Source organism: Wocania ichthyoenteri Th78 (assembly GCF_000789235.1).
Classification (GTDB): domain Bacteria; phylum Bacteroidota; class Bacteroidia; order Flavobacteriales; family Flavobacteriaceae; genus Wocania_A; species Wocania_A ichthyoenteri.
Map to the genome: position 1 here is coordinate 1,675,497 of NZ_KN525716.1, position 24,586 is coordinate 1,700,082.

A 24,586-nucleotide genomic window follows, 5' to 3' on the forward strand; every position below is an offset into this window, starting at 1 on the left:
ACTTAATACCTTAAAAGAATGCAAATTATTTTAATAATTATACGATGCTGGATTTAAATCTACTTATAAGTAGTTCTTCTCCTTTAGGAAAACTCAAAAAAATTAAGTACATTTAAGATTACTAAATTTTATTTATTATGGGAATTAAAAGTTTTCAAGGCGCAAGAAGGCAACAAGCTAATACAACAGACACGACACCATTAAAGGTTAGTGATTATATGACAACGAATTTGATTACGTTTACCCCAGACCAAACGATTGAAAGTGTGATGCAATCGTTAATTAAAAACAGGATTTCTGGTGGACCTGTAGTTAATGACAAAAATGAATTGATTGGTATTATTTCTGAAGGTGATTGTATTAAGCAAATTAGTGAAAGTCGATACTACAACATGCCAATGCAAGATAAAACCATTGAAAAACATATGGCTTTAAATGTTGAAACTATAGATGGAAATATGAATATTTTTGATGCTGCCAATAAGTTTTTACAAGCAAAAAGACGTCGTTTTCCTATTGTTGAAAATGGTAAACTAGTTGGTCAAATAAGTCAGAAAGATGTACTTAAAGCTGCTATGGCTTTAAAAGGGCAAAATTGGAAATAAACTTATCTGCTATTATTTAAATGATTAGATGCTTTTGGGTGATCAGTAATAATCAGTTTTTGCTTATCATTACTTTCTAAAGCTACAATTTTAGAATAGGAATATTCTGGAATTGGCTCGCTCAACGTTTTACATTTTACAATTCCGGCTACCGTAACCTTTTCTCCAACTTCAATAATACCTTCTTTATAACGTAATTGTTTATTAAAGCCAAAAAAGTTAGTACTATCTATATTATATGCTTTAAGTAAAGCTTCAAATTCTGGTGTTGGGTCGCTAAAAGTACCAGATGATACTTTTTTATCAATCACTAAATGACTTATAAAATTTTTAGGGTTTACACTTGGTTTTATAATTGCATAGCTTCCGTTTTGTTCAATAAAAAAATCTTGTATTCGTAGCTCGTTTACTATGGTTTTCCAATGCGAACTCTTGCCGCTACTTACCCTTTTTTCAATTTTAATAGTATAAAAAATACATTTTCTTTTACTTAAAGGCGCAATTAAAGGCTCTTTAACATGTAGGGCTTTCCCATAAACTTTAATAAACTCATTTGTTTTTAAACTCGCTATGGCTTTTTGTCTCGTTTTAGAAAGTTTTCTTAATATAATTTGTTTGGGATTAAAATAATACACACAAAAAGCAATAATTACAACAACTATAATAATTATAATAGAGAGCATAGGTTAAATAAAAGGTTCGTTAAAAGTTAGTTTACACTTAATTAGTAATACTTTTTTAAAAAAGTTACAGTTTAATTCTCTCTTTTCACCAAAGCATAATAATCACCTTCAAGAGGTAAATAGCCTTGGTTGTAAACAAAATAATAAATAGTACCTGCTTTTGTAGTATATATACTTGTAAAGTAATTAAAATCAAATCCTTTTTCAATAAGTTTTGCTCGCGAGGCCTTTGTTTTTTGATCTGGATTTAGGGCTTCTAAAATTCTATAATTTTTACGAAGCCTATTATTGGTGTTTCTAATTAAGTTTTTGTGGTCTTTGTTAATATTGTTGTTATAGGCATTTCTACATCCATCACTACAGAATTTTTTATCGATTCTGCCAATAATTTTATCACCACATTCTGGACATTTCTTTTCCATAATTATTCGTTTTGAATTTTATACCAACGCAAGTTTAATTGCTCTTGTTCAAAATAAAAATCTTCAATATAATGCAATCCAATTTTTAAAAGTGCATGGTGCGACGCTTGATTTCCTATTTCAGTTGTAGCATATAATTCTGGTAATTTTAAAACATTAAAAGCATAATTAACTGCTGCTTTTCCAGATTCGGTTGCATAACCTTTTCTCCAATATTTTGGTATAAGTCTGTAACCAACATCGTAATATTTAGTAAAGCCATTCATATTATATTCTGTATTTAATCGTACTCCAGACCAGCCAATAAAATTGCCTGAAGACTTTTCAATAGCAGCAAACCTGCCAATACCGCGTTCTTTATATTGATTGAAAACACTATCGAGTATTTTTTGAGATTCTTCAATAGTTTTAACTGGTTTGTTTCCTAAATATTTATGAACTTCAGGATTAGAATCTAACTCAAACATACCATCTAAATCAGTTTGTCTTAATTCTCTTAAAATTAATCTTTCGGTTTCAATGTTGAATTTCATTTTTAATTGGATCTTGTTATATAGATGCCAATATAAGGGATTTATATACCTGTTTACACCGTTTTCGGGCTTTCCGAAAATCAATTCAATTTACGGAATTATTTTATTTTGGAAAGGAGGAGGTGTTTTAGATGAGTAATTTAGAACTTATTTTAACCCTAATTTATACTATCCAATTTTGTTGCGGTGTCAGTTTGGCTATTGTGCATGTCTTTTGTTCCAGCTTCAGCATCAGGAGAATTGGTTTGTTCATGTTGTTGACTTTCATTCCTGTATTCGGGTACTATTTCGTTTGGCTGTGGCTTAAAGTAATTGGGGAATACAATAGGAATAACTATTGATAACAGGGCTATAAAAAGAGATGCAAAAGCTAAATAGGTAGCGTTCATTGAAGACCTTCTTGTTCTTTTAACAATATATCTATTTAGCGCATCGCCTTTTATGTATGATTTGGATGCATTATACTGTTTATAATCCCTATACGTTATTTTATTCAAGTAATAATTTGAATTGCTTGCTGTATTCAAACCTAAAATTTTTGGCTCTACTTTATTATTATAAAAATTTGAATAGAACCATATCACAAAGTTAATTTCAAAATCTTCGTTGCTAATATCTATTTTTAACTTCTCCACAACTTCATCAAAAGAAATGCCCTTCTCATTAGAATTATAGCCCATTTCGAGTGTTTTCATATAAACACTATTCTCGATGTCCTTTTGAGTTAGCTTTTCAATTAACTTTTTAAAACTAATTTTCATAACGATTCAAAATAATTAAAATATTAGTTCTTTTTTACACCAAATATTTGTTTATTGTGTAAATAACTACTATATTTGAATATCTAAATAACCAATCAGATGTTCAATAAAGAAGTAAAATCAATAATAGACTTAATACAAGCGTTCCCAACAGAACAAGCTTGTATAGACCATTTAGAGTTATTGCGTTGGAACGGAAACGTTGTAAGTCCTTTTGATGCTACTTCTAAAGTATATAACTGTAAAGGAAACAAATATAAATGTAAAAATACAGGAAAATACTTCAATGTTAAGACCAATACCATTTTTGATAATACTAAAATGGAATTACAAAAGTGGTTTATGGCTATTTGGTTGGTTACTTCACATAAAAAAGGCATTTCATCTTTACAATTAGGTCGTGATTTAGGGATTACTCAAAAATCAGCGTGGTTTATGCTACAACGTATTAGAAACTGTTTTGGATTGAATGAAGATAACAACGATAAGTTACAAGGAGAAGTTGAAATTGACGAAACTTATGTAGGTGGTAAAAACGGAAACAGAAGCACAAAGATTAGAGCTGACAAATCAGAAGCAACAAAAGAACATTACAAAAAATCGGCCGTTTTAGGGATGGTTGAACGTGGTGGCGATGTTAGAGCAATGCATGTTGTAGATGCTACGGAATTATCTTTAATACCGCCAATAGTAAACAACATATCGTATGATGCTACTATTTATTCAGATGAATTAAAGGCTTACAATAAATTAGAGCGTGTTTACGACCATAAAACAGTAAAACATGGTAGAGGTGAATACGTGAGAGGTAGAGTATCTACAAACTCAATAGAGAGTTTTTGGGCGTTGTTAAAGCGTGGTATTTATGGTATTTATCATTTCACATCTAAAAAACATTTACAGTTTTATGTTGATGAATTTGTATTTAGATACAATACTAGAAAATCTTCTGAAAGTGATAGATTTAATTTACTTTTGTGTAATATAGAGAATAGAATAACTTATAAAGAATTGATTAGTGAGTAAGGTAAAAAAAATAGTAGTTGAGGGAATTCCTGTTTCTTTAACTGAAATTGGAAATGAAGATTATATCTGCTTAACAGATATGATTAAGGCAAAAGACGGAGATTTCTTTACAAGTGATTGGTTAAGAAACGTTAACACTCTTGAATACCTTTCAGCTTGGGAGACAATGAATAACCCAGATTTTAATTATGGCGAATACGCCCTAATTAGACAGTCTTCTGGCACTAACACATTTAAAATCAGCGTTAAAGAATGGGTTTTAAAAACTAATTCTATCGGTATTACAGCGCAAGCTGGAAGATATGGAGGAACTTATGCTCACAAAGATATAGCGTTTAATTTTGGAATGTGGATAAGCCCAATGTTCCAGCTTTACATAGTTAAAGAGTATCAAAGGTTAAAAACCATTGAAAATGACACTCTTAATTTAGAATGGGATATAAAGAGAGTTTTAAGCAAGGTTAACTACCACCTACACACTGATGCAATACTAAAGCATATAATACCAAAATCAACACTTCCAGATAGTAAAAAAGGAATTGAATACGCGAAAGAAGCGGACTTATTAAATTTAGCTTTGTTTGGATGTACAGCAAGAGAATGGAGAGATGCAAATCCTGCTCACGCAAAAAACAAATTAAATGTTAGAGATTTTGCAAGTATACATGAGTTGAATGTAATGTCTAATTTACAGTCTTTCAATGCAGAAATGATAAAAAAAGATGTTTCTAAATCGGCTAGATATAAAATTTTATTAAAGGCAGCGCAAGAACAATTAGAGCAGCTCAAAAAGATAGATATATTAAAGGCTGTTAGGAGACAAAATGATACTACTTACATTGAAGCTAAAGAAAAAACAGGCGAGGAATTAGAACAGGAAACTTCAAAAAACATATTAGATAAAAATAAAAAGGCTTTATCTGACTTCAATAAAAAATTAAAACAAGGATTGAATTACAATCCTAAAGACGAAAAATAATAACGTTCATTGAAAAGTAAGAACCTAATTAGACTTTACAAGTCGGCAAGACGCTCAATCTTGGATTACTGCTGAATTAGTGGCGGTCGATAGAGAGGATTAGACAACTTACATACTTCAAAAAAAGCACTATTTCTAAGTGCGAAATTAAACTTTACTTTCTGGTGTAAACTTATATATAGTTCCCCAATATAAGAAAAAATTATTCGTTTACAAACGACTACAAGCATTTACAAACGATTTTAAGTAAGTAATAACCGAATAACTTTTGGAAGGCATCGCATATTTGCCCTGTCGAAACATAAGAACTCGATAGTATTAACTGTTTAACGATTAAAATTTAAAATTATGAACACACTTAGAAACAGAGTACAGTTGATTGGTAACTTAGGAAACGATCCAGAAATCATCAATCTAGAATCAGGGAAAACATTAGCCAAATTTAATATTGCTACCAACGAAAGCTACACCAATAATAAAGGTGAAAAAATTACAGACACGCAATGGCATAATGTAGTTGCTTGGGGAAAAACGGCTCAAATAATTGAAAAATATGTAACCAAAGGAAAAGAAGTTGCTATTGAAGGTAAATTAACATCACGTAGTTACGACGATAAAGAAGGCAACAAGCGCTATATAACAGAGGTAGTTTGTAGCGAATTATTGATGCTTGGAAAACAATAAACTAACTTATTAGTATTAAGTGAAGCTTCTATTTTTAATAGAAGTTTCACTATTTTTTACATTATCGACATTAAAATATCCTCCTTTATTTTCTTTTCTATCTAAAGATTGATTAATTATTAAATGCGCTACATTTATCATGTTTCTTAATTCGCAAAGCGATGTAGAAATTTTTGATGCTTTATAAAAATCTTCAACCTCATTATAAATTAAATCGAGATGTGTAATGGCTTTAGTTAATCTGCTATTGCTACGAACTATCCCTACATAATCTCGCATTAAAGCTTGTAATTGGCGTAAATTATGCTGAATTAAAACATACTCTTTTGGGTTACTAGTACCTTCATCATTCCAATTAGGAATATTCAAATCTATAGACTCATTGTTAGCCTTACTAAGGTATTTAAAAATATTATGAGCATATACTAAAGCTTCTAATAACGAATTTGACGCCAGCCTATTAGCTCCATGAAGTCCCGTTCTTGTACATTCGCCACAGGCAAATAAATTTGGGACAGACGTTTTTCCATCTTTATCAACATCAATGCCTCCACATAAATAGTGTGATGCTGGCACTACTGGAATCCAATCGGTTTCAATATTAATATTATGCTTTTTACATTTTTTATAAATATTAGGGAAGTGTTTTTTAAACGCCATCATATCTAAATGTGTACAATCTAAAAACACATGAGTATCTCCTGTTTTCTTTAATTCGTTATCTATACTTTGCGATACAATATCTCTGGAGGCAAGTTCAGCTCGCTCATCATAATTTGGCATAAAACGTTCTCCTGCTTTATTACGCAAATAAGCTCCAAAACCTCTTACGGCTTCAGATATTAAAAATGACGATTTACCATCTGCATGAAATAAAGCTGTAGGATGAAATTGTACAAATTCCATATCTAAGATCTTTGCTTTTGCTCTGTACGCCATCGCAATACCATCGCCAGTTGCAATTACAGGATTTGTTGTATGCCCATAAACCCAACCTATTCCACCGGAAGCCAATAATGTACTATCTGCTTTTATAGTAAAAATTGTTTCCGTTTTTTGGTCTAAAACATAAGCGCCATAACATGCATCTTTATTTGGTTTTTTATGTGTTAAATGATGATTTGTAATTAAATCTATAGCAAAATGATGCGGTAAAATAGTAATATTTTGTAGTTGATGCACTCGGGTTAATAAAGCACGCTCAATTTCTGCTCCTGTAATATCTTTATGATGCACTACACGATATTCTGAATGCCCACCTTCTTTTCCTAAATCTAAATTTCCGCTCGTATCAAAATCAAAATTAGTACCCCAAGCCATAAGTTCTTCTAGGCGTTTTGGCCCTTCTTTTACAACCATTTCAACAACAGATGCATCACAAAGTCCGTCACCAGCAATTAAGGTGTCTTTAATATGTTTTTTGAAAGAATCTTTTTTAGCATTTAGAACAACTGCAACACCTCCTTGAGCATATTTTGTGTTGGATTCATCTTCGCTAGCTTTAGTGATTATGGTTATTGTTCGATCTGGAAATTTTTCAGCAATTTTAACCGAAAATGTTAAACCTGCTATACCCGAACCAATAACTAAATAATTTGTAGTCATCATAGTTATTTTGATAACTCTAACATACGTTCTATAGGTAATAGCGCACGCTCAATAATAGCTTTATCAACTTCAATTTGTGGCGATTCGTTAAGTAAACAATCGTATAGTTTTTGAAGTGTATTCATTTTCATAAAATGACACTCACTACAAGCACAAGTATTATCTTCTTTCGCAGGTGCAGGAATTAATTCTGTGTTAGGCATTTCTTCTTGCATTTTATGTAAAATACCAGCTTCTGTTGCCACAATAAATTTTTGATCTTGATGTGTTTTTACATAATTAATCATACCCGAAGTAGAGCCTATATAAGTGGCTGTATTTAAAATATGCTCTTCAGATTCTGGATGTGCAATAATTTTATAATCAGGGTGTTTTTTATGAAGCTCTATTAATTTATCCATTGAAAATGCTTCGTGCACTATACAACTACCATCCCAAAGCAACATATCTCGCCCCGTTTCTTTAATGATGTAAGCGCCTAAATTTTTATCGGGTGCAAAAATAATTGGGGTTTCTTTTGGAATAGATTCTACAATTTTTAATGCGTTTGAAGAAGTACAAACAATATCGCTTAACGCTTTTATCTCTGCCGAACAATTTACATAGGTAATCACTACATGATTGGGATGAGCTTTAGTAAACTTCTCGAAAGCTTCTGGCGGACAAGAATCTGCCAACGAACAGCCTGCGTTTAAATCGGGCAACACAACTGTTTTATTTGGACTTAATATTTTTGCTGTTTCTGCCATAAAATGCACACCAGCAAAAACAATAACCTCAGCATCGGTTTCGGCTGCTTTTTGCGACAAACCTAGACTATCTCCCACATAGTCGGCTATATCTTGTATTTCTGGAACTTGATAATAATGTGCAAGAATTACTGCATTCTTTTCTTTTTTTAATCGATTTATTTCTTTTACTAAGTCCATTTAATTCTATTAATTTTCAATATTCTACAAATATCTTAATTAACTTTTTATTAAACTTAAACAACTGACAACTTTTTAATTTCTAAATGAATCTCATTTAAAGTTAATTCGCTTTTTTCTAATTCATTTAAAGCGGTTGTTTTAATGTCTTCAAACACGTCCTTTAAGCTTTTAAATAAGTTTTGATAATATAAAACGCCTGCTTTCATATTATTAGTAAAAGTTAAAAGATATTTTTCTTCTTTTTTATTAAAAGACTCTTTGGCTTCGTCTAACTTATTTTTTAAGAAGTCAATATAAATGTGCAACTCTTTAACAAATAAGTTTGGACGATCGTTTCTGCTTATCATATTAGCTCTTCCGTAAATATGATCGGTCATGTCTTTTAAACTCATAATTTTAGAATAATATGCCATATTTGGTCCTGGGCAAATGGAGACACCTTCGCCTTCAACTTTAGTGTCCAAGTTATATTTTAATAAAGCAGATGTACCTAAACCAACACAAGTACAAGATTTTTCGATAATTTTATGGTACTGATTTTCATACGCTTCTTCAGAAAGCTGTTGTTCTTTTAAAGCTTTTATTTTTAAATGTTGATACTCTCTAGATGCTGTACAAATACCAGTCTCTTTAAATTCTTTATTAAGCGCTACAAACTTTTTAGGGCACGAACTCCCTGGTCTTCCTTTATCAATTAAAACCTGTCTTTCAGTATCTTTAGTATTATCTTTAAGATTATTAAATGGCACTCCTAAAGGCGAAATATCGCTTAGATACAAATCTTCTTCTTTAGCTTCTGCTAATTTGCTTAAAGTTTTTTCATCAACGGTTGTGGCTTCTGGCACAAGTAAAAAAGGTGATCCCCAGCCTATGGAATCTAAATTATAATGATCTAACAAAAACTCATGCTCTTCCTCTGTTCCAACACCTCCTTGAGCTGAAATTTGTATTTGTAATGATGTTTTAGGAACAACTCGTCCTTGATTTTGCAATTCTTGATTAAGTAATTCTTGAATTGATGTTTTTAAATCTTCCCGTTTTTCTTTAAACTCTGCTAAAACAGGGCCTAAAAGATAGCCGTCTGTTGCAAAAGCATGTCCACCACAATTTAATCCAGATTCTATTCTATATTCAGAAACCCACAAGCCTTTTTTTGCTAAAAATTTACCTTGTATTAATGCCGATCTATAATCGCTAACTTTTAAAATAATTTTCTTTTTAAACACCCCATTTTCATCAGGAAAAAAATCATTAAACTGAGACATGTAACTATACAATCTTGGGTTCATTCCAGCAGAAAACACAACAGAAGAATTAAGTTTACTATTAGCAAAACCCCTTAAAGCAGCATGGGCATCGTTATATTCTGTGGGTAGTTTTTCACTATTTTTATAATTGTCCTTATCTACTTTGGTCATTATATTCACATCTATACTGCCGATTGATAAATTGCTAGTTACCCAATTTTTAATGTCTGAAAAATTAAATTCCTTAGACGTTATTTTTTTAAATTCAGTCTTTATTTTAGAACCATCTGGTAACATATTAATGTAGGCTAATAAATCGTCACTTTTTTCAGCGGTTAACTGTTTTAATGATTCAAACTTTTTATCAGCTAAATCGTTTATTAAATTTAGATACGAGGTAATTCTTTTTGCTCTAAAATCGTCTATTTTATCTGTAATCTCAGTATAAGGTATTTTAAATTTTTCGCTGTACATTTTTCTTAATTTCTCTAATAGAATGTCGTCTACTAAAGAGATTACCGAATCCATACCGTACTGCGCCACTTTTAAGGGTGTGTCTATTGTAAAACCAATTCCCATTACAGGAATATGAAACGAATGTGCTTTTTTCATACTTGCTTTGTTAATCGTCAAATATATTCTGTTCAACCAGTATAGAACATGACATATATCATATTCTAAATAATGAATAAATCAAAATCGTTTCTTCAATACCATTAGAAAGATACATGGATCGTGTCTGTTTTTTTTAATTATTCTTAATTAGAATCTATCAAACTATAAAAATTGATAAAACTTACACGCGCCTATGCTGTTTCATTAAAGCTTTAGTATTTTTACAGTTAATTTTCATTAGATTGATATTATGTCTGTAGAACCAAAATTAGTCCGATTTAAACAAAACGTATTGTCAAAATTCCAAATATATAATAGTATATTTATGACATTGCCTTTTGATTCTATTACAAAAACAGGAGTGTTACTTCCTTTATTTCATGAAACTTGTAAAAAAGGATTTGCAAATGAAGACGACCCAACAACCATTGTAGATACCTTCTTTAAAAAATACCAAGCACGTAGAAACAAACAAAGTCAAATAAATTTATTGTTCCGTTTTATTCAATATATTGAAAGGCAAGTCGTTTTGTTTGATGCTATTGAAGATGCCGCATTCCCTATTGTAAATAATATGGAAGGTATTGGTACTTTGAGAAACCTTAAAGGAGCCGCAATTGCAGAAAACAAATTAGAGGATTTACAAGCTTATCTTGAAGAATTTAAAGTTCGTATTGTTTTAACAGCGCATCCAACGCAATTTTATCCTGGTTCGGTTTTAGGAATTATTACCGATTTAACTGAAGCCATAAAAGACAACAATCTTTCTGAAATTAATAACTTATTTGCGCAATTAGGAAAAACACCGTTTTTTAAACGTGAAAAACCAACACCATACGACGAAGCAAAAAGTTTAATATGGTACTTAGAAAATGTTTTTTACACATCGTTTGGCGAAATTTATAATTACATCCAACAAAACATTTATGATGATGGCAAAAAACATAACGAAATTATAAATATTGGCTTTTGGCCTGGTGGAGACCGAGACGGAAACCCATTTGTAAAACCAAAAACGACAATTAAAGTTGCTAATAAATTAAAAAAAGCGATTCTTAAAAAATACTATGGGGATCTTAAAGATTTAAGACGTAAACTTACTTTTAAAGGTGTTGAAGAACGGATTATTAAGTTAGAAACTATCTTATACAATTATAGCATCAATTTAAAAACCAAAAAAACTATTTCTTCAAAAGAACTTATAAAAGAGCTATTGAGCATAAGAAACCTTATTATTAAAGAACACCAATCGTTATACGTTAGCGAAATTAACAACTTAATAAATAGAATTCATCTATTTGGATACCATTTTGCTACTTTAGATATTAGACAAGATAGTAGAATTCATCACAGTGTTTTCACCACAGTTATAGATCATTTAATTGAAAACGAAAGCGATGCTTTCCCTAAAAACTATAATGAGTTATCTGAAAAAGATCAAATAAAAATATTATCTGAAGTCGATGGCGAATCGATAGATATTGATGCTTTTGAAGATGAAATGGTGTATAATACTTTAAAAACTATTGAAACTATAAAAGACATTCAAACTACCAATGGCGAACAAGGAGCAAATCGATATATTATAAGTAACAACCAAACAGCTTTAAATGTTATGCAGCTCTTTGCAATGCTTAAAATAGTAGCTTTTAAAGATAAACTAACTGTTGACGTTGTGCCTCTTTTTGAGACCATTACCGATTTAGAAAATGCGCCAGCTGTTATGGAGGAGCTATACACAAATCCTGCTTATATGTCTCATTTAAAAAGTCGAGGAAATAAACAAACTATTATGCTTGGGTTTTCAGATGGCACAAAAGATGGTGGTTATTTAATGGCAAACTGGGGTATTTTTAAAGCCAAAGAATTGCTAACAGAAATATCTAGAAAGTATGACATTACGGCTATATTTTTTGATGGTCGCGGCGGACCACCTGCTAGAGGTGGCGGAAAAACACATCAATTTTACTCGTCTTTAGGCCCAACTATTGAAGATAAAGAAGTGCAACTTACCATACAAGGGCAAACTATAAGCTCTAATTTTGGCACGTTAGACTCATCACAATATAATTTAGAACAGCTTATTAGTTCTGGTATTATTAACCGTATTGGAAAGGATAGACAAGAAATGTCTGCCGACAATAAATTAGTTATGACTGATTTGGCTGAAACTAGTTATCAAACATATAAAAACTTTAAAAATCATCCGATGTTTATTCCGTATTTAGAGCGCATGAGTACTTTAAAATACTATGCAAAAACAAATATTGGAAGCAGACCATCAAAAAGAGGGACTTCAGATAAGTTAGTATTTGCAGATTTAAGAGCTATTCCTTTTGTGGGTTCATGGAGTCAATTAAAACAAAATGTCCCTGGTTTTTTTGGTGTTGGTACGGCGCTTAAAAAATATGAAGATGCTGGCGAGTTTAATAAAGTAGTACAACTATATAACAACTCAAAATTCTTTAAAACCTTACTAGAAAATAGTATGATGTCTTTGACTAAATCGTTTTTCGATTTAACAAAATACATGTCTAAAGATGAAGAATTTGGCGGTTTTTGGAATATTATTCACGATGAATACACTACCACTAAAAGATTACTTTTAAAACTTACAGGATATAAAACATTAATGGAAAATGAACCTTCTGGAAAAGCATCTATTGAAGTTAGAGAATCGATTGTTCTACCGTTGTTAACCATACAACAGTATGCACTTAAAAAAATTCAGGAATTAGAAAAAGCAGGTGTTAGCGATGATAATGAAGAAAAGAAAATTTTCGAAAAAATAGTAACACGTTCGCTTTTTGGAAATATTAATGCAAGTAGGAATTCGGCTTAACGGTTATGTAAAATGTAAATCGACTAAGTAGGTTTTCGATAGAAAATTTAAACATACTGTCTCAGTAATTAACAATACAAATTCATTTTTTAATTTCCAGGTAACACCATAAAAATCGCGGTTTTGTAACCGCGATTTTTTCATTTTTAAAATTAGGTTTTAAAAATTATCAATTTTTTACATCTATTGTTTTTATTTGTTTTTCAGAATACAAATAATCCTATTTAGATTTCTTTAACCTCTTTTCTTCTTTTTTTTCTTTTGGAGTTTTAGTAGGTTCTTTTTTAACGTTCTTTTTTGAATCTTTCCCTTTTGCCATGATATTTTCTTTTTTAAATGTTTATTAGGTTTAAATGTAAGCAATAAATCATATACGGTTTTAAGTTTAAATTTGATAATAATCAGAAAGCAAAAAAAAAGGTCTCACATAAAGTCAGACCTTTTTTCAATACTTCTACCCCCAATAGTTTAATGCTCATTCAATCTAAAATCTGGATAAGCATCCATACCATGTTCATGTGCATCTAAACCTTCTAATTCTTCTCTTTCAGAAACTCTTATTCCCATTGTTTTCTTCAATACTATAAAGATTATAAAAGAGGAAATGATACAAATAGCAGCATAAGAAACCACGCCAATTAATTGACTAACAAATTGACTCCAACCTGCTAATGCTCCAAATATTCCAACTGCTAATGTTCCCCAAATACCACAAATTAAGTGTACTGCTATGGCACCAACAGGATCATCTAGTTTCAATCTATCAATACAACTCACTGCAAATACTATAATAGCTCCTGCAATAGCACCAATTAAAATAGCATTGGTCGGACTCATTTGGTCTGCACCTGCAGTAATAGCAACTAGCCCACCTAGAATACCGTTTAAAAACATAGTTAAGTCTAAATTTTTATGACAAATTGTTGATACTAACATAGCTACTACACCTCCAGCAGCCGCTGCTAAACAAGTTGTTACTAATGTTAAAGATGTTAAACTAGGATCTGCAGATAGCACAGAACCACCGTTAAACCCAAACCAACCTAACCAAAGTATTATTACACCAGCAGTTGCTAAAGGAATATTATGCCCAGGAATGGCTTGTGGTTTTCCGTTTTTAAATTTACCAATTCTAGACCCTAATAACCAAACGGCTACTAATGCTGCCCAACCACCAACGGAATGCACTAATGTAGAACCTGCAAAATCGTAAAAGGGTGTCTCTAATGTTTGCAAAAATCCACCGCCCCATTTCCATGATCCAGCAATTGGATATATAAATCCAACATATACAATTGTGAAAATCATAAATGGTAAAATTTTCATACGTTCTGCTACTGCTCCAGAAACAATGGTTGCTGCTGTTGCTGCAAACATGCCTTGAAATAAGAAATCTGTCCAATAGGTATAGCCTTGATTATAACCTAAATCTAAAGTTCCTGTATTAGTAAGTGGAGAATCTAACCCAAATCCGGCAAATCCAAATATTCCCCAATCACCAGATTCAAACCCTGGATACATTAAGTTAAAGCCAACCAAACAGTATAAAAGCAGTCCAACTGTAATGATAAAAATATTTTTAAAAAGTATGTTTAATGTGTTTTTTTGTCTTGTTAATCCTATTTCTAAAAATGCAAAACCTAAGTGCATAAAGAAAACGAGTGCTGTACAGATCATCATCCATACATTATTTATTGTAAGTAATTCCATAATATTTTTATTGTTTGATGATTATTATCTTAAAGTATCTCCGCCTTTTTCTCCTGTTCGTATTCTGTAGCATTCCTTGACATCGGAAACAAATATTTTTCCGTCTCCTACATCACCTGTTCTTGCTGCTTTTAAAATGGTTTGAACGGTTATTTCTTCAAAATCATCATTTACAACAATTGCTAAATGCCTCCGTTGTATATCACTTGTACTATAAGACACGCCTCTGTATACATGCCCTTCTTTTTCATTCCCTAACCCTGTTACATCCCAGTAAGAGAAAAAATTCACACCAACTTCGTGCAAGGCATCTCTAACTGCACTATACTTGGATTTTCTAATAATTGCTTCAATTTTTTTCATGATTAAATGCTTGTTTTTTTCATTTCCTCGTAGGAGGAAATCTCATATTATTTATTATATTAAAATGTATAGATAGCGGCTAATGTAAATGATGCTAAACTGCTAGTAGGTTCGAAATCTGCATTCCAATACACATCATCAGAATGACTATCTAATCTTAATTCAGGCTTAATTATTAAATCTTCAACCGTATAACTTCCTGTTAATGTTACAGCAAAAACACTAGGCTCATCAACCAAAACACCATCATTTAACCAATTAAAATATTCGCCCCTTAAACCAATTGAGAAATCATCAGAAGTCATTAATTGTGGATATAGAGCAACACCATAAAATCCATTTCCGTCATTACTTGCATAAGCACCATTAAGGCCTAAGAAAAATGAGTCTGTAAGATCTACACCTCCTGTATAATCTATCTCAAAACCTAATCCAGCCTTGTCATATAATAAATTAAGAAATTGACCAGAAACTCCTAATTGAGCTCCAACAGCGTAACTACCATCAGGATTAAATTCAGTAACATCGGTTTGATTCATTAATCCTAACATTAAGCTAATATCGTCGCTAAATGTAAAATCTACTTTAATTCCTGTATGCGAAAAAGGACCATTAGAAAATAGATACGACGTGCTGTAGTTAAAATTTACAGCAGGCGCAATAACTTCGTAGCCTAAAAAAGTATTAAACTTACCCATGGTTAATTTTACCGATTCGCTTAAATTCAAATAAGCATAAATTTGATTAAGCACTGTTGCACTTGCTGCCTCACCTCGTGGGCCAAAAACTAAATCGGCAACAAAACCAACTTTTTTCCCCTCATAAGAAGCAATAAGATTTGCCATGCCTAATGAAAACCCTGGAGAATCTGCAAACGATGTTCCTGGAGATACATAACTATCATCATTAGGAGCATTTAAATTTGCGCTATAAAACGCATCTACACTACCATTAAAGGCAAACTTCTTTTTATTAGCTTCTTCTTGAGCAAATAATACAGTTGCAAAAAAAAGCATTGAAAGTGTTGTAATTCTTTTCATAATGTTCAATTTTTAGTTATTAGTCCCTTATTTTTTATCTTAGAACAATTCAAAACTATATAAAAAATATTTTAACCCTTTAAAAAATAGGGTCAATAGCTTAATTTTTATATATTTTAATATTTTAACCCTATTTTTTTATGGGTATTATGTTTTTTAACTATATTTTTAATATTTTCACAATCTATTTTTTGAATTATTATTAGCTTTTTTCTTTTTAATTGATTTTATTTTTATTAAAATGAATATTTGTTATCATTAATTCATAGGTCTATATTTATTATTAAATATTATGGATTGAATATTTATTAAAATATTTTTGTTTAATTGATATATAGTTAGTTTTCCATTGGCTAAATTTTCAAAATCGGAATAATGATTCACCCCATATTGTTATTCAAACTCTAGTGCATATCTTAGCTTATTAACTCACGTTTTTTAACTTAAAATTTGCTGATTATGCTGAAGAAACAAGGACTCTATTTACCTGAATTTGAACATGAAAATTGTGGTGCAGGTTTTATATGTAATCTTAAGGGAGAAAAAACCAATCAAATTATACACGATGCTTTAGAGATTTTAGTAAAACTAGAGCACAGAGGTGGTGTAAGTGCTGATGGAAAAACAGGTGATGGCGCTGGACTTTTAATTGATATACCGCACGCCTATTTTCAAAGAGTTTGCGATTTTAAAATACCAGTTCAAGGAAAATATGCAGTCGGTATGGTGTTTTTACCAAAAAACGTCAACCAATATAAATTCTGTAAAGATACTTTCGAAAAAGAAATAGTTGCACAAGGGCTTTCCGTTTTAGGATGGAGACAAGTTCCTGTGGATTCTTCTCATTTAGGCGAAATCGCATTAGCATCAGAACCTAATATTGAGCAACTTTTTATTGAAAAAACAAATGATATTTCTGAAGATGTATTCAAAGCAAAACTATACGCAGCTCGTAAAATAACAGAGCATATCATTGCAGGCTCTAAAATGTCTCAAGTATCGTATTTCTACGTGTCAAGTTTATCGACTACCACATTAATTTATAAAGGCATAATTATGCCTGAAGACATTGGTCCTTACTATAAAGACTTACAAGAAACAGATTTAGTTACGCGATTGGCTTTGGTGCATCAGCGTTTTTCTACTAACACCATGCCCACATGGGAATTAGCACAACCGTTTAGGTTTATGTGTCAAAACGGAGAAATAAATACACTTCGTGGTAATGTGAGTAGAATGCGTGTTCGCGAAGAAATCATGAAAAGTGAGGTTTTCGGTCCTCAAATTGATAAATTATTCCCAATAATATTACCAGGAAAATCAGATTCTGCATCTATGGATATGGTTGTAGAATTACTAACACACACTGGCCGTTCGCTACCAGAAGTCATGATGATGATGATTCCTGAAGCTTGGGAAAAACACAAAACCATGTCGCCAGAACGTAAAGCATTTTACGAATATAATGCCTGTATTATGGAACCTTGGGATGGACCAGCATCAGTACCATTTACAGATGGCAATTATATTGGTGCTTTACTAGATAGAAATGGACTGAGACCTTCAAGATACACAGTTACCAAAAGCGGTAAATTGATTATGTCGTCTGAAATTGGTGTGGTAGACATTGCCCCAGAAGATGTTGAAAGCCATGGCCGTTTAGAACCAGGAAAAATGTTTTTGGTAGACATGAACGAAGGTCGCATTATAAATGATGAAGAAATAAAAAGTAAAATTGTTTCAGAAAGACCTTATCAAGAATGGTTAGATAAAACTAGACTGCACTTAAAAGATATTCCTTATAACAATGAAACATGTCCGATAGAAACCATAGACATTAAAACAAGACAGCGCTTGTTTAACTATACATTTGAAGACATTCAAGAAGTTATCACACCAATGGCTGTTGTTGGTAAAGAAGCCTTAGGGTCTATGGGTATAGATACGCCTTTAGCTGTTTTATCAGATAAACCTCAACTTATTTCAAACTATTTCAAACAACTATTCGCACAGGTTACCAATCCGCCTTTAGATGGTATTCGCGAAGAAATTGTAACAGACATAAGCTTATCTCTTGGTAAAGACAGAAACATATTCAGCATTACCGAAAGACAATGTAGAAAACTAAAAATTCAAAATCCTGTAATTTCTAATGCCGATTTAGAAAAAATAAGATGCATTTCGGTTGAAAGTTTTAAAGCCGAAACCATAGAAATGCTATATCCAAAAGCAAAAGGGCTTAACGGACTTGAAGATGCTTTAGATAATATTATCGTTCAAATTGAAAAGGCTCTTGATAGAAAAACAAATATTATCATTTTATCAGATAGAGGTGTTAATAAAAAGTTAGCTCCTATTCCGTGTTTACTAGCATGTTCGTATGTAAACCATCAAATGAATCGTTTACGTAAGCGTTCTTACTTCGATATTATTATTGAATCTGCAGAACCTCGCGAACCACATCATTTTGCTACTTTATTTGGTTATGGCGCAAGTGCCGTTAATCCTTATATGGTGAATGAAATTATTAGAATGCAAGTAAAAGAAGGCTTTATTGAAGGTATGGACGAGCAAAAAGCCGTTGATAATTTCAACAAAGCCATTGGAAAAGGCATCTTAAAAATAATGAACAAAATAGGAATCTCAACACTGCATTCGTACAGAGGTTCTCAAATTTTTGAAATTGTAGGTTTCAATTCTCAATTTGTTGAAAAATATTTCCCTTACACTGCTTCAAGAATTGAAGGCATTGGATTATATGAAATTGAAAAAGAAATTAACGAACGCTACAAATATGCCTATCCAGATAAATTAATAGATAAACGTTTAGGCTTAAATATAGGTGGCGATTATAGGTGGAGACGCAATGGCGAACGTCACATGTTTAACCCAACAACCGTTGCAAAACTGCAACAAGCGGTGAGGCTGAGCGATCAAGCAAGTTATAATGTTTACGCAAAAGCCATCAATGAGCAGTCTGAAAATTTAATGACCATTCGTGGTTTATTTGAATTTGATAATTTAGACCCAATTCCTTTAGATGAAGTTGAGCCTTGGACAGAAATCGTAAAACGATTTAAAACAGGAGCCATGTCTTACGGGTCTATTTCTAGAGAGGCACACGAAAATTTAGCCATTGCCATGAATCGTATTGGAGGAAAATCCAATTCTGGCGAAGGTGGCGAAGACAGAAAACGTTTTCAACCAGACGTTAATGGAGACAGCCGAAACTCTGCAATAAAGCAAGTGGCTTCTGGTCGTTTTGGAGTGACTTCGCATTACTTAACCAATGCCAAAGAGATTCAAATTAAAATGGCTCAAGGTGCAAAACCTGGAGAAGGTGGTCAATTACCTGGAGAAAAAGTATTACCGTGGATTGCCGCAGCACGTAACTCAACACCATTTGTAGGGTTAATTTCTCCACCACCACACCACGATATTTATTCCATTGAAGATTTAGCGCAATTAATTTACGATTTAAAAAATGCCAATCGCGAAGCACGAATTAATGTAAAGTTAGTGTCGGAAGTTGGAGTTGGCACTATTGCAGCTGGTGTTGCAAAAGCAAAAGCAGATGTGGTTTTAATAGCTGGTTACGATGGTGGTACAGGAGCATCACCACTTACCTCTTTAAAACATGCAGGCCTTCCTTGGGAACTTGGTTTAGCCGAAGCCCAACAAACACTAGTTTTAAATAAACTAAGAAGCAGAATTGTTGTAGAATGTGACGGACAATTAAAAACCGGACGCGATGTTGCTATTGCAACATTATTAGGCGCCGAAGAATTTGGTTTCGCCACAGCACCATTAGTAGCATCAGGTTGTATTATGATGCGTAAATGCCACTTAAATACCTGTCCTGTTGGTATCGCTACTCAAGATAAAGAGTTGCGTAAAAACTTTAAAGGTACGCCAGAACACGTTATTAATTTCTTCTATTATATCGCTGAAGAGTTAAGAGGCATTATGGCACAATTAGGGTTTAGAACCATGGATGAAATGATTGGTCAAACTCATAAAATAAACGCCAATAAAGCTATTACACATTATAAAGCAAAAGGCTTAGATTTATCTTCAATCTTACACAGACCTGCAATTTATAGTGAATTGGATGTAAAAAATTCTGAAAAGCAAGATCATGTTTTAGATGATGTTATGGATTTTCAAATTTTGAAAGATTCTCATCGCGCGCTTTACAGAAAAGAAAAAATGACATTAGCCTACCCAATCAATAATACTAATAGAACGGTTGGTGCTATAGTTAGTAACGAGATTTCTAAAAAATACGGACACCTTGGGTTGCCTGAAGATACATTAAATATTAATTTTAATGGTTCCGCAGGACAAAGTTTCGGAGCTTTTGGAGCACACGGATTAACTTTTAAATTAGAAGGAAATACTAACGATTATTTAGGAAAAGGATTGTCTGGAGCTAAACTAATCGTGAAGAAACCAGCAAAAGCAACCTTTATAGCAGAAAACAACATCATTGTTGGTAACGTTTGTCTGTTTGGTGCTGTTGAAGGTGAAGCTTACATCAATGGAATTGCTGGCGAACGTTTTGCAGTACGTAACTCTGGCGCAACAGCAGTAGTTGAAGGTGTTGGAGATCATTGTTGCGAATATATGACTGGTGGAAAAGTAATTGTTTTAGGTAAAACAGGACGAAATTTTGCTGCTGGAATGAGTGGTGGAATTGCTTATGTTTACGATCCTGAAAACAAATTCACTAACGGACTGTGTAATACTGAAACTATTGAATTTGAAGATATTTTAGCAGAAGATGCTAATGATTTAAAAAGATTAATTGAGAATCATGTAGGTTACACTGGTAGTAATAGAGGTAAAGAAATATTAGCAAATTGGGAATCTAGTTTGAATCATTTTGTTAGAGTGATGCCTACTGAATACAAACGCGCATTAAAACGCTTGGAGACAGAAGAACAAATGGTTGAAGAATTAACAGCATAATACAATGGGAAAAGTAACAGGTTTTAAAGAGTTTGAAAGACAAGATGAAATATACACCCCTGTAAAGGATCGTGTAAAACACTATAAGGAATTTACAGTACCTCTTTCAGAAGATGAACAAACAAAGCAAGGGTCTCGCTGTATGGATTGTGGCATTCCGTTTTGCCATAGTGGTTGCCCATTAGGGAATTTAATTCCAGATTTTAATCACATGGTACATCAAGGTGAGTGGCAAAAAGCTTCTTGGATATTGCATTCCACAAATAATTTTCCAGAATTTACAGGAAGATTATGTCCTGCACCATGCGAACAAGCTTGTGTTTTAGGCATTATAGAAGACCCTATTTCTATAGAAAATATCGAAAAAAATATTGTTGAGCGTGCTTTTGCAGCAGGTTGGATAAAACCACAACCTCCAAAAGTTAGAACCGGAAAAACCATTGCCATTGTAGGCTCTGGACCAGCTGGTTTAGCAGCAGCCCAACAATTAAATAGAGCGGGACACACCGTTACTGTTTTTGAACGCGATGATGAAATTGGCGGATTATTACGTTACGGCATTCCAAACTTTAAAATGGAAAAAGGTATTATTGATAGACGTGTAGCCATTTTAGAAGCTGAGGGTATTACCTTTAAAACCAATGTAAATGTTGGAGTTAATTATGATGTAAAAGAATTAAGAGCTTTTGATTCCATAGTTTTATGTGGTGGTGCAACAGAACGACGTAGCTTACCTACTCCAGGTATTGATGCCGATGGCGTTGTACAAGCCATGGATTTTTTAACACAGCAAACCAAAGTTTTATTTGGAAAAAAAGTAGAAAATCAAGTATTAGCAACCGATAAAAACGTAATTGTTATTGGAGGAGGCGATACAGGTTCAGATTGTGTGGGGACATCAAATCGTCAAGGAGCAAAATCGGTGGTGAATTTCGAAATCATGCCAAAACCACCAGGATATCGATCACCTACTACACCTTGGCCTTATTGGCCTTTACAGTTAAAAACTTCTTCTTCTCATAAAGAAGGTGTAGAGCGTAATTGGTTAATAAACACCAAAGAATTTATAACCGATAAAAACGGAAAACTTACTGCTCTAAAAACTATAAATGTAGAATGGGAAATGATTCCAGGAGAACGCCCTAAACTTATAGAAATTGAAGGCACAGAAAAAACATGGCCTTGTGATTTAGCATTATTAGCTTTAGGTTTTACAGGACCAGAAAGCACTTTAGCTGATAAGCTTGGAATTAAGACTGATGCGCGTTCTAATTACAAAGCAGAATACGGAAAATACCAAACCAATATACCAAACATATTTACTGCTGGTGATATGCGTCGTGGACAATCCTTAATTGTTTGGGCTATTTCTGAAGGTAGAGAAGCTGCTCGACAAGTTGATATTTATTTAATGGGGAAATCTGATTTACCTACTAAAAATGCAGATGGAGATTTGGTTGGGGTTTAGTTATATTTATAATTTCCTAATATTAAGAAAGAGACTGACCAAAATAATTGTTTTTGTTAGTCTCTTTCTAGTTTTAGCTTTGTTTCAAAAGAAGTACCGCTGGTAATAGCGGTGTTGCAACACAATTAAAAAGATTTTCTCTGTAAAAATAAGTAGGAGTTTTGGGTGTACTTGTTAACAGCAAGTTTTAGTCAAAGTTATTTTGGTATCAAAAATAATAGACTACGTCATTTCGACGAATGGAGAAATCATATAATTTAGCAGAAAACGAAGAATACTTTACTAGAATGAAACATATTAGACCAAAACCAATAAAATCAATACAAACATCTTTTAATTTTGAAAATGTTTCGTATGATGACATGCCTGAAGCAAGTAAAAAAGTTGCTAATGAATATCTTAAATCTGATTCTTATGACGATTCTCATGATTTAGCTGTACATACGTCTAATAAAAAACTTGTATTCGGATTTGATTATTTGTACAAAGGAAAAAGAAAGTTCATTCCAGAGCTAGACCCATGCTTGATATACTTTTCAAACGCTCAAATGTTTTCTAAAATGATTTATCAATACAAAAAAGAACTCTTAAACAAATCTTCTGAGATTGGTAATTTAGGGAAGAATGAAGAACAGCAAACAATAGATGATACAATAAAACAATTTGAAACTTTCTTTCAATTTGCATCCAACTATATAATAATGTTAAGTTCATCTTTAGAAGCTTTCTTAAACAAAACAATACCAATTAGTGAAATTTATATTACTAAAAATGGTGATGAAAAAGATATTGAATGGATTCGCAAAAGCAGTATAGAATTTAAAATGTCAAAAATAATCCCGAAATGTACTAGAAAAGATTTTGAAAAAGAGTATCCAAACAAATATGATTCAATTCTAAAAATAAAAAACTTTAGAAATGATTTGATACATCTAAACCCTAAAACAGAAATCACTAATACAAAATATAAAGAGTTTTATAGAAAAGTAATTGATTTCGAATATAGTTCGTCAATATACTTAATCAGAGATTATATGAATTTTCATGAAGATGGTTTGATTGAAGAATGCCCATGTGGAGATGATATTTTTTTTGACATCATTAAGATTAAAAAATAAAAACCACATTTCCCTACCTTTGCCTCCCTATGAACAGCCATTTCAAATCAATAATTCTTCAAAGCACTGGTGCATCATCTTTATCTGAAAAAGAACTCATTCAAGAATTATGGAGTGGCTATGGTAAAATTATTCGTGTTGCATTAGAAAACACTTCTACAGAAAGTGTTGTTGTTAAACATGTGCAATTGCCTAGAAACCATAATCATCCAAGAGGATGGAATACAGATATTGGGCATCAAAGAAAATTGAAATCGTATCAAGTAGAAACTACGTGGTATGAGCAATATAGCAAATATAGTATGGCACGTTTACCAAAATGTTTTGCTATTGAAAATAAAGATGATGAAACACTTATAGTACTCGAAGATTTAAATAAAGTTGGTTTTTCATTGCGAAAACAAAATGTAGATTGGAAAGATATTGACAAATGCTTAGAGTGGTTGGCTCAATTTCATGCGAGTTATTTAGGCGAGATCCCTAACGGAATTTGGGAGGTTGGTACCTATTGGCATTTGGAAACTAGACCTCAAGAATTAGAGGTTTTAGAAGACACCCAATTAAAAAACGCTGCTGCTGCCATTAGCAACAAATTGAATAATTGTAACTTTAAAACCTTTGTACATGGCGATGCAAAATTGGCAAACTTTTGTTTTTCTGAAAACGGACAAGTTGCCGGCGTAGATTTTCAATATGTAGGCGGTGGCTGTGGCATAAAAGATGTTGCCTATTTTATTGGAAGTTGCCTTAATGAAAGTGATTGTGAACGTTTAGAATCAAAACTATTAGACACCTATTTTACACACTTAGAAAAAGCCCTTGGCAAAAAAAATGAAGCACTTGAAAAAGAATGGCGATCTTTATATTATGTGGCTTGGGCAGATTTTCATCGATTTTTAAAAGGCTGGAGCCCTGGCCATTGGAAAATTAATAGTTATAGCGAACGCATAACGGCTAAAGTCATTAAAAACCTATAATA

At 32.3% G+C, this 24,586-nt stretch carries 19 protein-coding genes; 9 read left to right on the forward strand and 10 right to left on the reverse strand.

The window, feature by feature from the left end:
• Positions 1–137: 137 nt before the first annotated feature.
• Positions 138–605, forward strand: coding sequence for a CBS domain-containing protein (locus tag RG22_RS07260; RefSeq protein WP_034042078.1), 468 nt, complete (start codon positions 138–140; stop codon positions 603–605).
• 2 nt (positions 606–607) lie between these two features.
• On the opposite strand, the gene RG22_RS07265 is transcribed toward RG22_RS07260, so the two are convergent.
• The 4 genes from RG22_RS07265 to RG22_RS07280 all read right to left on the reverse strand — a co-directional run bounded on the left by RG22_RS07265 (position 608) and on the right by RG22_RS07280 (position 2,938).
• On the reverse strand, positions 608–1,288 hold the full coding sequence (locus RG22_RS07265) for a hypothetical protein (RefSeq protein ID WP_034042079.1): 681 nt from the start codon (positions 1,286–1,288) through the stop codon (positions 608–610).
• Between the two features lie 71 nt (positions 1,289–1,359).
• Complete coding sequence (locus tag RG22_RS07270) at positions 1,360–1,710, reverse strand: hypothetical protein (protein WP_034042080.1); 351 nt, start codon at positions 1,708–1,710, stop codon at positions 1,360–1,362.
• 2 nt (positions 1,711–1,712) lie between these two features.
• A complete protein-coding gene (locus RG22_RS07275; RefSeq protein ID WP_034042082.1) occupies positions 1,713–2,243 on the reverse strand; it encodes a GNAT family N-acetyltransferase in 531 nt (176 codons plus the stop codon).
• A 158-nt stretch (positions 2,244–2,401) separates the two neighbouring features.
• Positions 2,402–2,938 (reverse strand): hypothetical protein, encoded by a 537-nt coding sequence (locus RG22_RS07280; RefSeq protein ID WP_156113360.1) that lies wholly within the window; start codon positions 2,936–2,938, stop codon positions 2,402–2,404.
• Positions 2,939–3,103: 165 nt separating this feature from the next.
• Between RG22_RS07280 and RG22_RS07285 the strand changes: the two genes are divergently transcribed.
• The 3 genes from RG22_RS07285 to RG22_RS07295 all read left to right on the forward strand — a co-directional run bounded on the left by RG22_RS07285 (position 3,104) and on the right by RG22_RS07295 (position 5,693).
• Positions 3,104–4,030, forward strand: a complete 927-nt coding sequence (locus RG22_RS07285; RefSeq protein ID WP_034042086.1) for an IS1595 family transposase — start codon at positions 3,104–3,106, stop codon at positions 4,028–4,030.
• Positions 4,023–5,009, forward strand: a complete 987-nt coding sequence (locus tag RG22_RS07290; protein ID WP_034042088.1) for a KilA-N domain-containing protein — start codon at positions 4,023–4,025, stop codon at positions 5,007–5,009. Before RG22_RS07285 ends, RG22_RS07290 begins: the two co-directional genes overlap by 8 nt.
• 348 nt (positions 5,010–5,357) lie before the next feature.
• The gene (locus RG22_RS07295; RefSeq protein WP_034042090.1) at positions 5,358–5,693 is read left to right on the forward strand and encodes a single-stranded DNA-binding protein; all 336 of its coding nucleotides are present in this window, start codon (positions 5,358–5,360) and stop codon (positions 5,691–5,693) included.
• 15 nt (positions 5,694–5,708) lie between these two features.
• On the opposite strand, the gene nadB is transcribed toward RG22_RS07295, so the two are convergent.
• Genes nadB through RG22_RS07310 form a run of 3 tightly spaced genes read right to left on the reverse strand, consistent with a single transcriptional unit; the run spans position 5,709 to position 10,092 of the window.
• Complete coding sequence (gene nadB / locus RG22_RS07300) at positions 5,709–7,301, reverse strand: L-aspartate oxidase (RefSeq protein ID WP_034042092.1); 1,593 nt, start codon at positions 7,299–7,301, stop codon at positions 5,709–5,711.
• Positions 7,302–7,303: 2 nt separating this feature from the next.
• Positions 7,304–8,230, reverse strand: coding sequence for a quinolinate synthase NadA (gene nadA, locus RG22_RS07305; protein ID WP_034042094.1), 927 nt, complete (start codon positions 8,228–8,230; stop codon positions 7,304–7,306).
• Between the two features lie 56 nt (positions 8,231–8,286).
• On the reverse strand, positions 8,287–10,092 hold the full coding sequence (locus RG22_RS07310; protein ID WP_034042095.1) for a hypothetical protein: 1,806 nt from the start codon (positions 10,090–10,092) through the stop codon (positions 8,287–8,289).
• A gap of 253 nt (positions 10,093–10,345) precedes the next feature.
• Between RG22_RS07310 and RG22_RS07315 the strand changes: the two genes are divergently transcribed.
• On the forward strand, positions 10,346–12,937 hold the full coding sequence (locus RG22_RS07315) for a phosphoenolpyruvate carboxylase (protein ID WP_034042097.1): 2,592 nt from the start codon (positions 10,346–10,348) through the stop codon (positions 12,935–12,937).
• Between the two features lie 468 nt (positions 12,938–13,405).
• Here the strand turns inward: RG22_RS07315 and RG22_RS07320 are convergent, their stop codons facing one another.
• From RG22_RS07320 to RG22_RS07330, 3 genes are read right to left on the reverse strand one after another with little or no spacing between them, the layout of a single operon-like run.
• Positions 13,406–14,647 carry an ammonium transporter gene (locus RG22_RS07320; protein ID WP_034042099.1) on the reverse strand — a complete coding sequence of 414 codons (1,242 nt, stop codon included), beginning with the start codon at positions 14,645–14,647 and terminating at the stop codon, positions 13,406–13,408.
• 24 nt (positions 14,648–14,671) lie between these two features.
• Entirely contained in the window at positions 14,672–15,010 is a 339-nt protein-coding gene (locus tag RG22_RS07325; RefSeq protein ID WP_034042101.1) for a P-II family nitrogen regulator, read from the reverse strand.
• A gap of 59 nt (positions 15,011–15,069) precedes the next feature.
• Positions 15,070–16,050: an outer membrane beta-barrel protein gene (locus RG22_RS07330; RefSeq protein WP_034042103.1), complete on the reverse strand. Its 981-nt coding sequence runs from the start codon at positions 16,048–16,050 to the stop codon at positions 15,070–15,072.
• Between the two features lie 459 nt (positions 16,051–16,509).
• Between RG22_RS07330 and gltB the strand changes: the two genes are divergently transcribed.
• The 4 genes from gltB (at position 16,510) to RG22_RS07350 (ending at position 24,584) form a co-directional block, all read left to right on the forward strand.
• Entirely contained in the window at positions 16,510–21,021 is a 4,512-nt protein-coding gene (gltB, locus tag RG22_RS07335; protein ID WP_244462125.1) for a glutamate synthase large subunit, read from the forward strand.
• 4 nt (positions 21,022–21,025) lie between these two features.
• Positions 21,026–22,489, forward strand: coding sequence for a glutamate synthase subunit beta (locus tag RG22_RS07340; RefSeq protein WP_034042104.1), 1,464 nt, complete (start codon positions 21,026–21,028; stop codon positions 22,487–22,489).
• Positions 22,490–22,728: 239 nt separating this feature from the next.
• Positions 22,729–23,607: a hypothetical protein gene (locus RG22_RS07345; RefSeq protein ID WP_034042106.1), complete on the forward strand. Its 879-nt coding sequence runs from the start codon at positions 22,729–22,731 to the stop codon at positions 23,605–23,607.
• A 29-nt stretch (positions 23,608–23,636) separates the two neighbouring features.
• On the forward strand, positions 23,637–24,584 hold the full coding sequence (locus RG22_RS07350; protein ID WP_034042108.1) for an oxidoreductase family protein: 948 nt from the start codon (positions 23,637–23,639) through the stop codon (positions 24,582–24,584).
• Positions 24,585–24,586: the final 2 nt, after the last annotated feature.

Coding starts and splice junctions, on each gene's coding strand:
- RG22_RS07260 (WP_034042078.1), top strand. CDS start 138: ATGGGAATTAAAAGTTTTCAAGGCGCAAGAAGGCAACAAGCTAATACA.
- RG22_RS07265 (WP_034042079.1), bottom strand. CDS start 1,288: ATGCTCTCTATTATAATTATTATAGTTGTTGTAATTATTGCTTTTTGT.
- RG22_RS07270 (WP_034042080.1), bottom strand. CDS start 1,710: ATGGAAAAGAAATGTCCAGAATGTGGTGATAAAATTATTGGCAGAATC.
- RG22_RS07275 (WP_034042082.1), bottom strand. CDS start 2,243: ATGAAATTCAACATTGAAACCGAAAGATTAATTTTAAGAGAATTAAGA.
- RG22_RS07280 (WP_156113360.1), bottom strand. CDS start 2,938: ATGAAAACACTCGAAATGGGCTATAATTCTAATGAGAAGGGCATTTCT.
- RG22_RS07285 (WP_034042086.1), top strand. CDS start 3,104: ATGTTCAATAAAGAAGTAAAATCAATAATAGACTTAATACAAGCGTTC.
- RG22_RS07295 (WP_034042090.1), top strand. CDS start 5,358: ATGAACACACTTAGAAACAGAGTACAGTTGATTGGTAACTTAGGAAAC.
- nadB (WP_034042092.1), bottom strand. CDS start 7,301: ATGATGACTACAAATTATTTAGTTATTGGTTCGGGTATAGCAGGTTTA.
- nadA (WP_034042094.1), bottom strand. CDS start 8,230: ATGGACTTAGTAAAAGAAATAAATCGATTAAAAAAAGAAAAGAATGCA.
- RG22_RS07310 (WP_034042095.1), bottom strand. CDS start 10,092: ATGAAAAAAGCACATTCGTTTCATATTCCTGTAATGGGAATTGGTTTT.
- RG22_RS07315 (WP_034042097.1), top strand. CDS start 10,346: ATGTCTGTAGAACCAAAATTAGTCCGATTTAAACAAAACGTATTGTCA.
- RG22_RS07320 (WP_034042099.1), bottom strand. CDS start 14,647: ATGGAATTACTTACAATAAATAATGTATGGATGATGATCTGTACAGCA.
- RG22_RS07325 (WP_034042101.1), bottom strand. CDS start 15,010: ATGAAAAAAATTGAAGCAATTATTAGAAAATCCAAGTATAGTGCAGTT.
- RG22_RS07330 (WP_034042103.1), bottom strand. CDS start 16,050: ATGAAAAGAATTACAACACTTTCAATGCTTTTTTTTGCAACTGTATTA.
- gltB (WP_244462125.1), top strand. CDS start 16,510: ATGCTGAAGAAACAAGGACTCTATTTACCTGAATTTGAACATGAAAAT.
- RG22_RS07340 (WP_034042104.1), top strand. CDS start 21,026: ATGGGAAAAGTAACAGGTTTTAAAGAGTTTGAAAGACAAGATGAAATA.
- RG22_RS07345 (WP_034042106.1), top strand. CDS start 22,729: ATGGAGAAATCATATAATTTAGCAGAAAACGAAGAATACTTTACTAGA.
- RG22_RS07350 (WP_034042108.1), top strand. CDS start 23,637: ATGAACAGCCATTTCAAATCAATAATTCTTCAAAGCACTGGTGCATCA.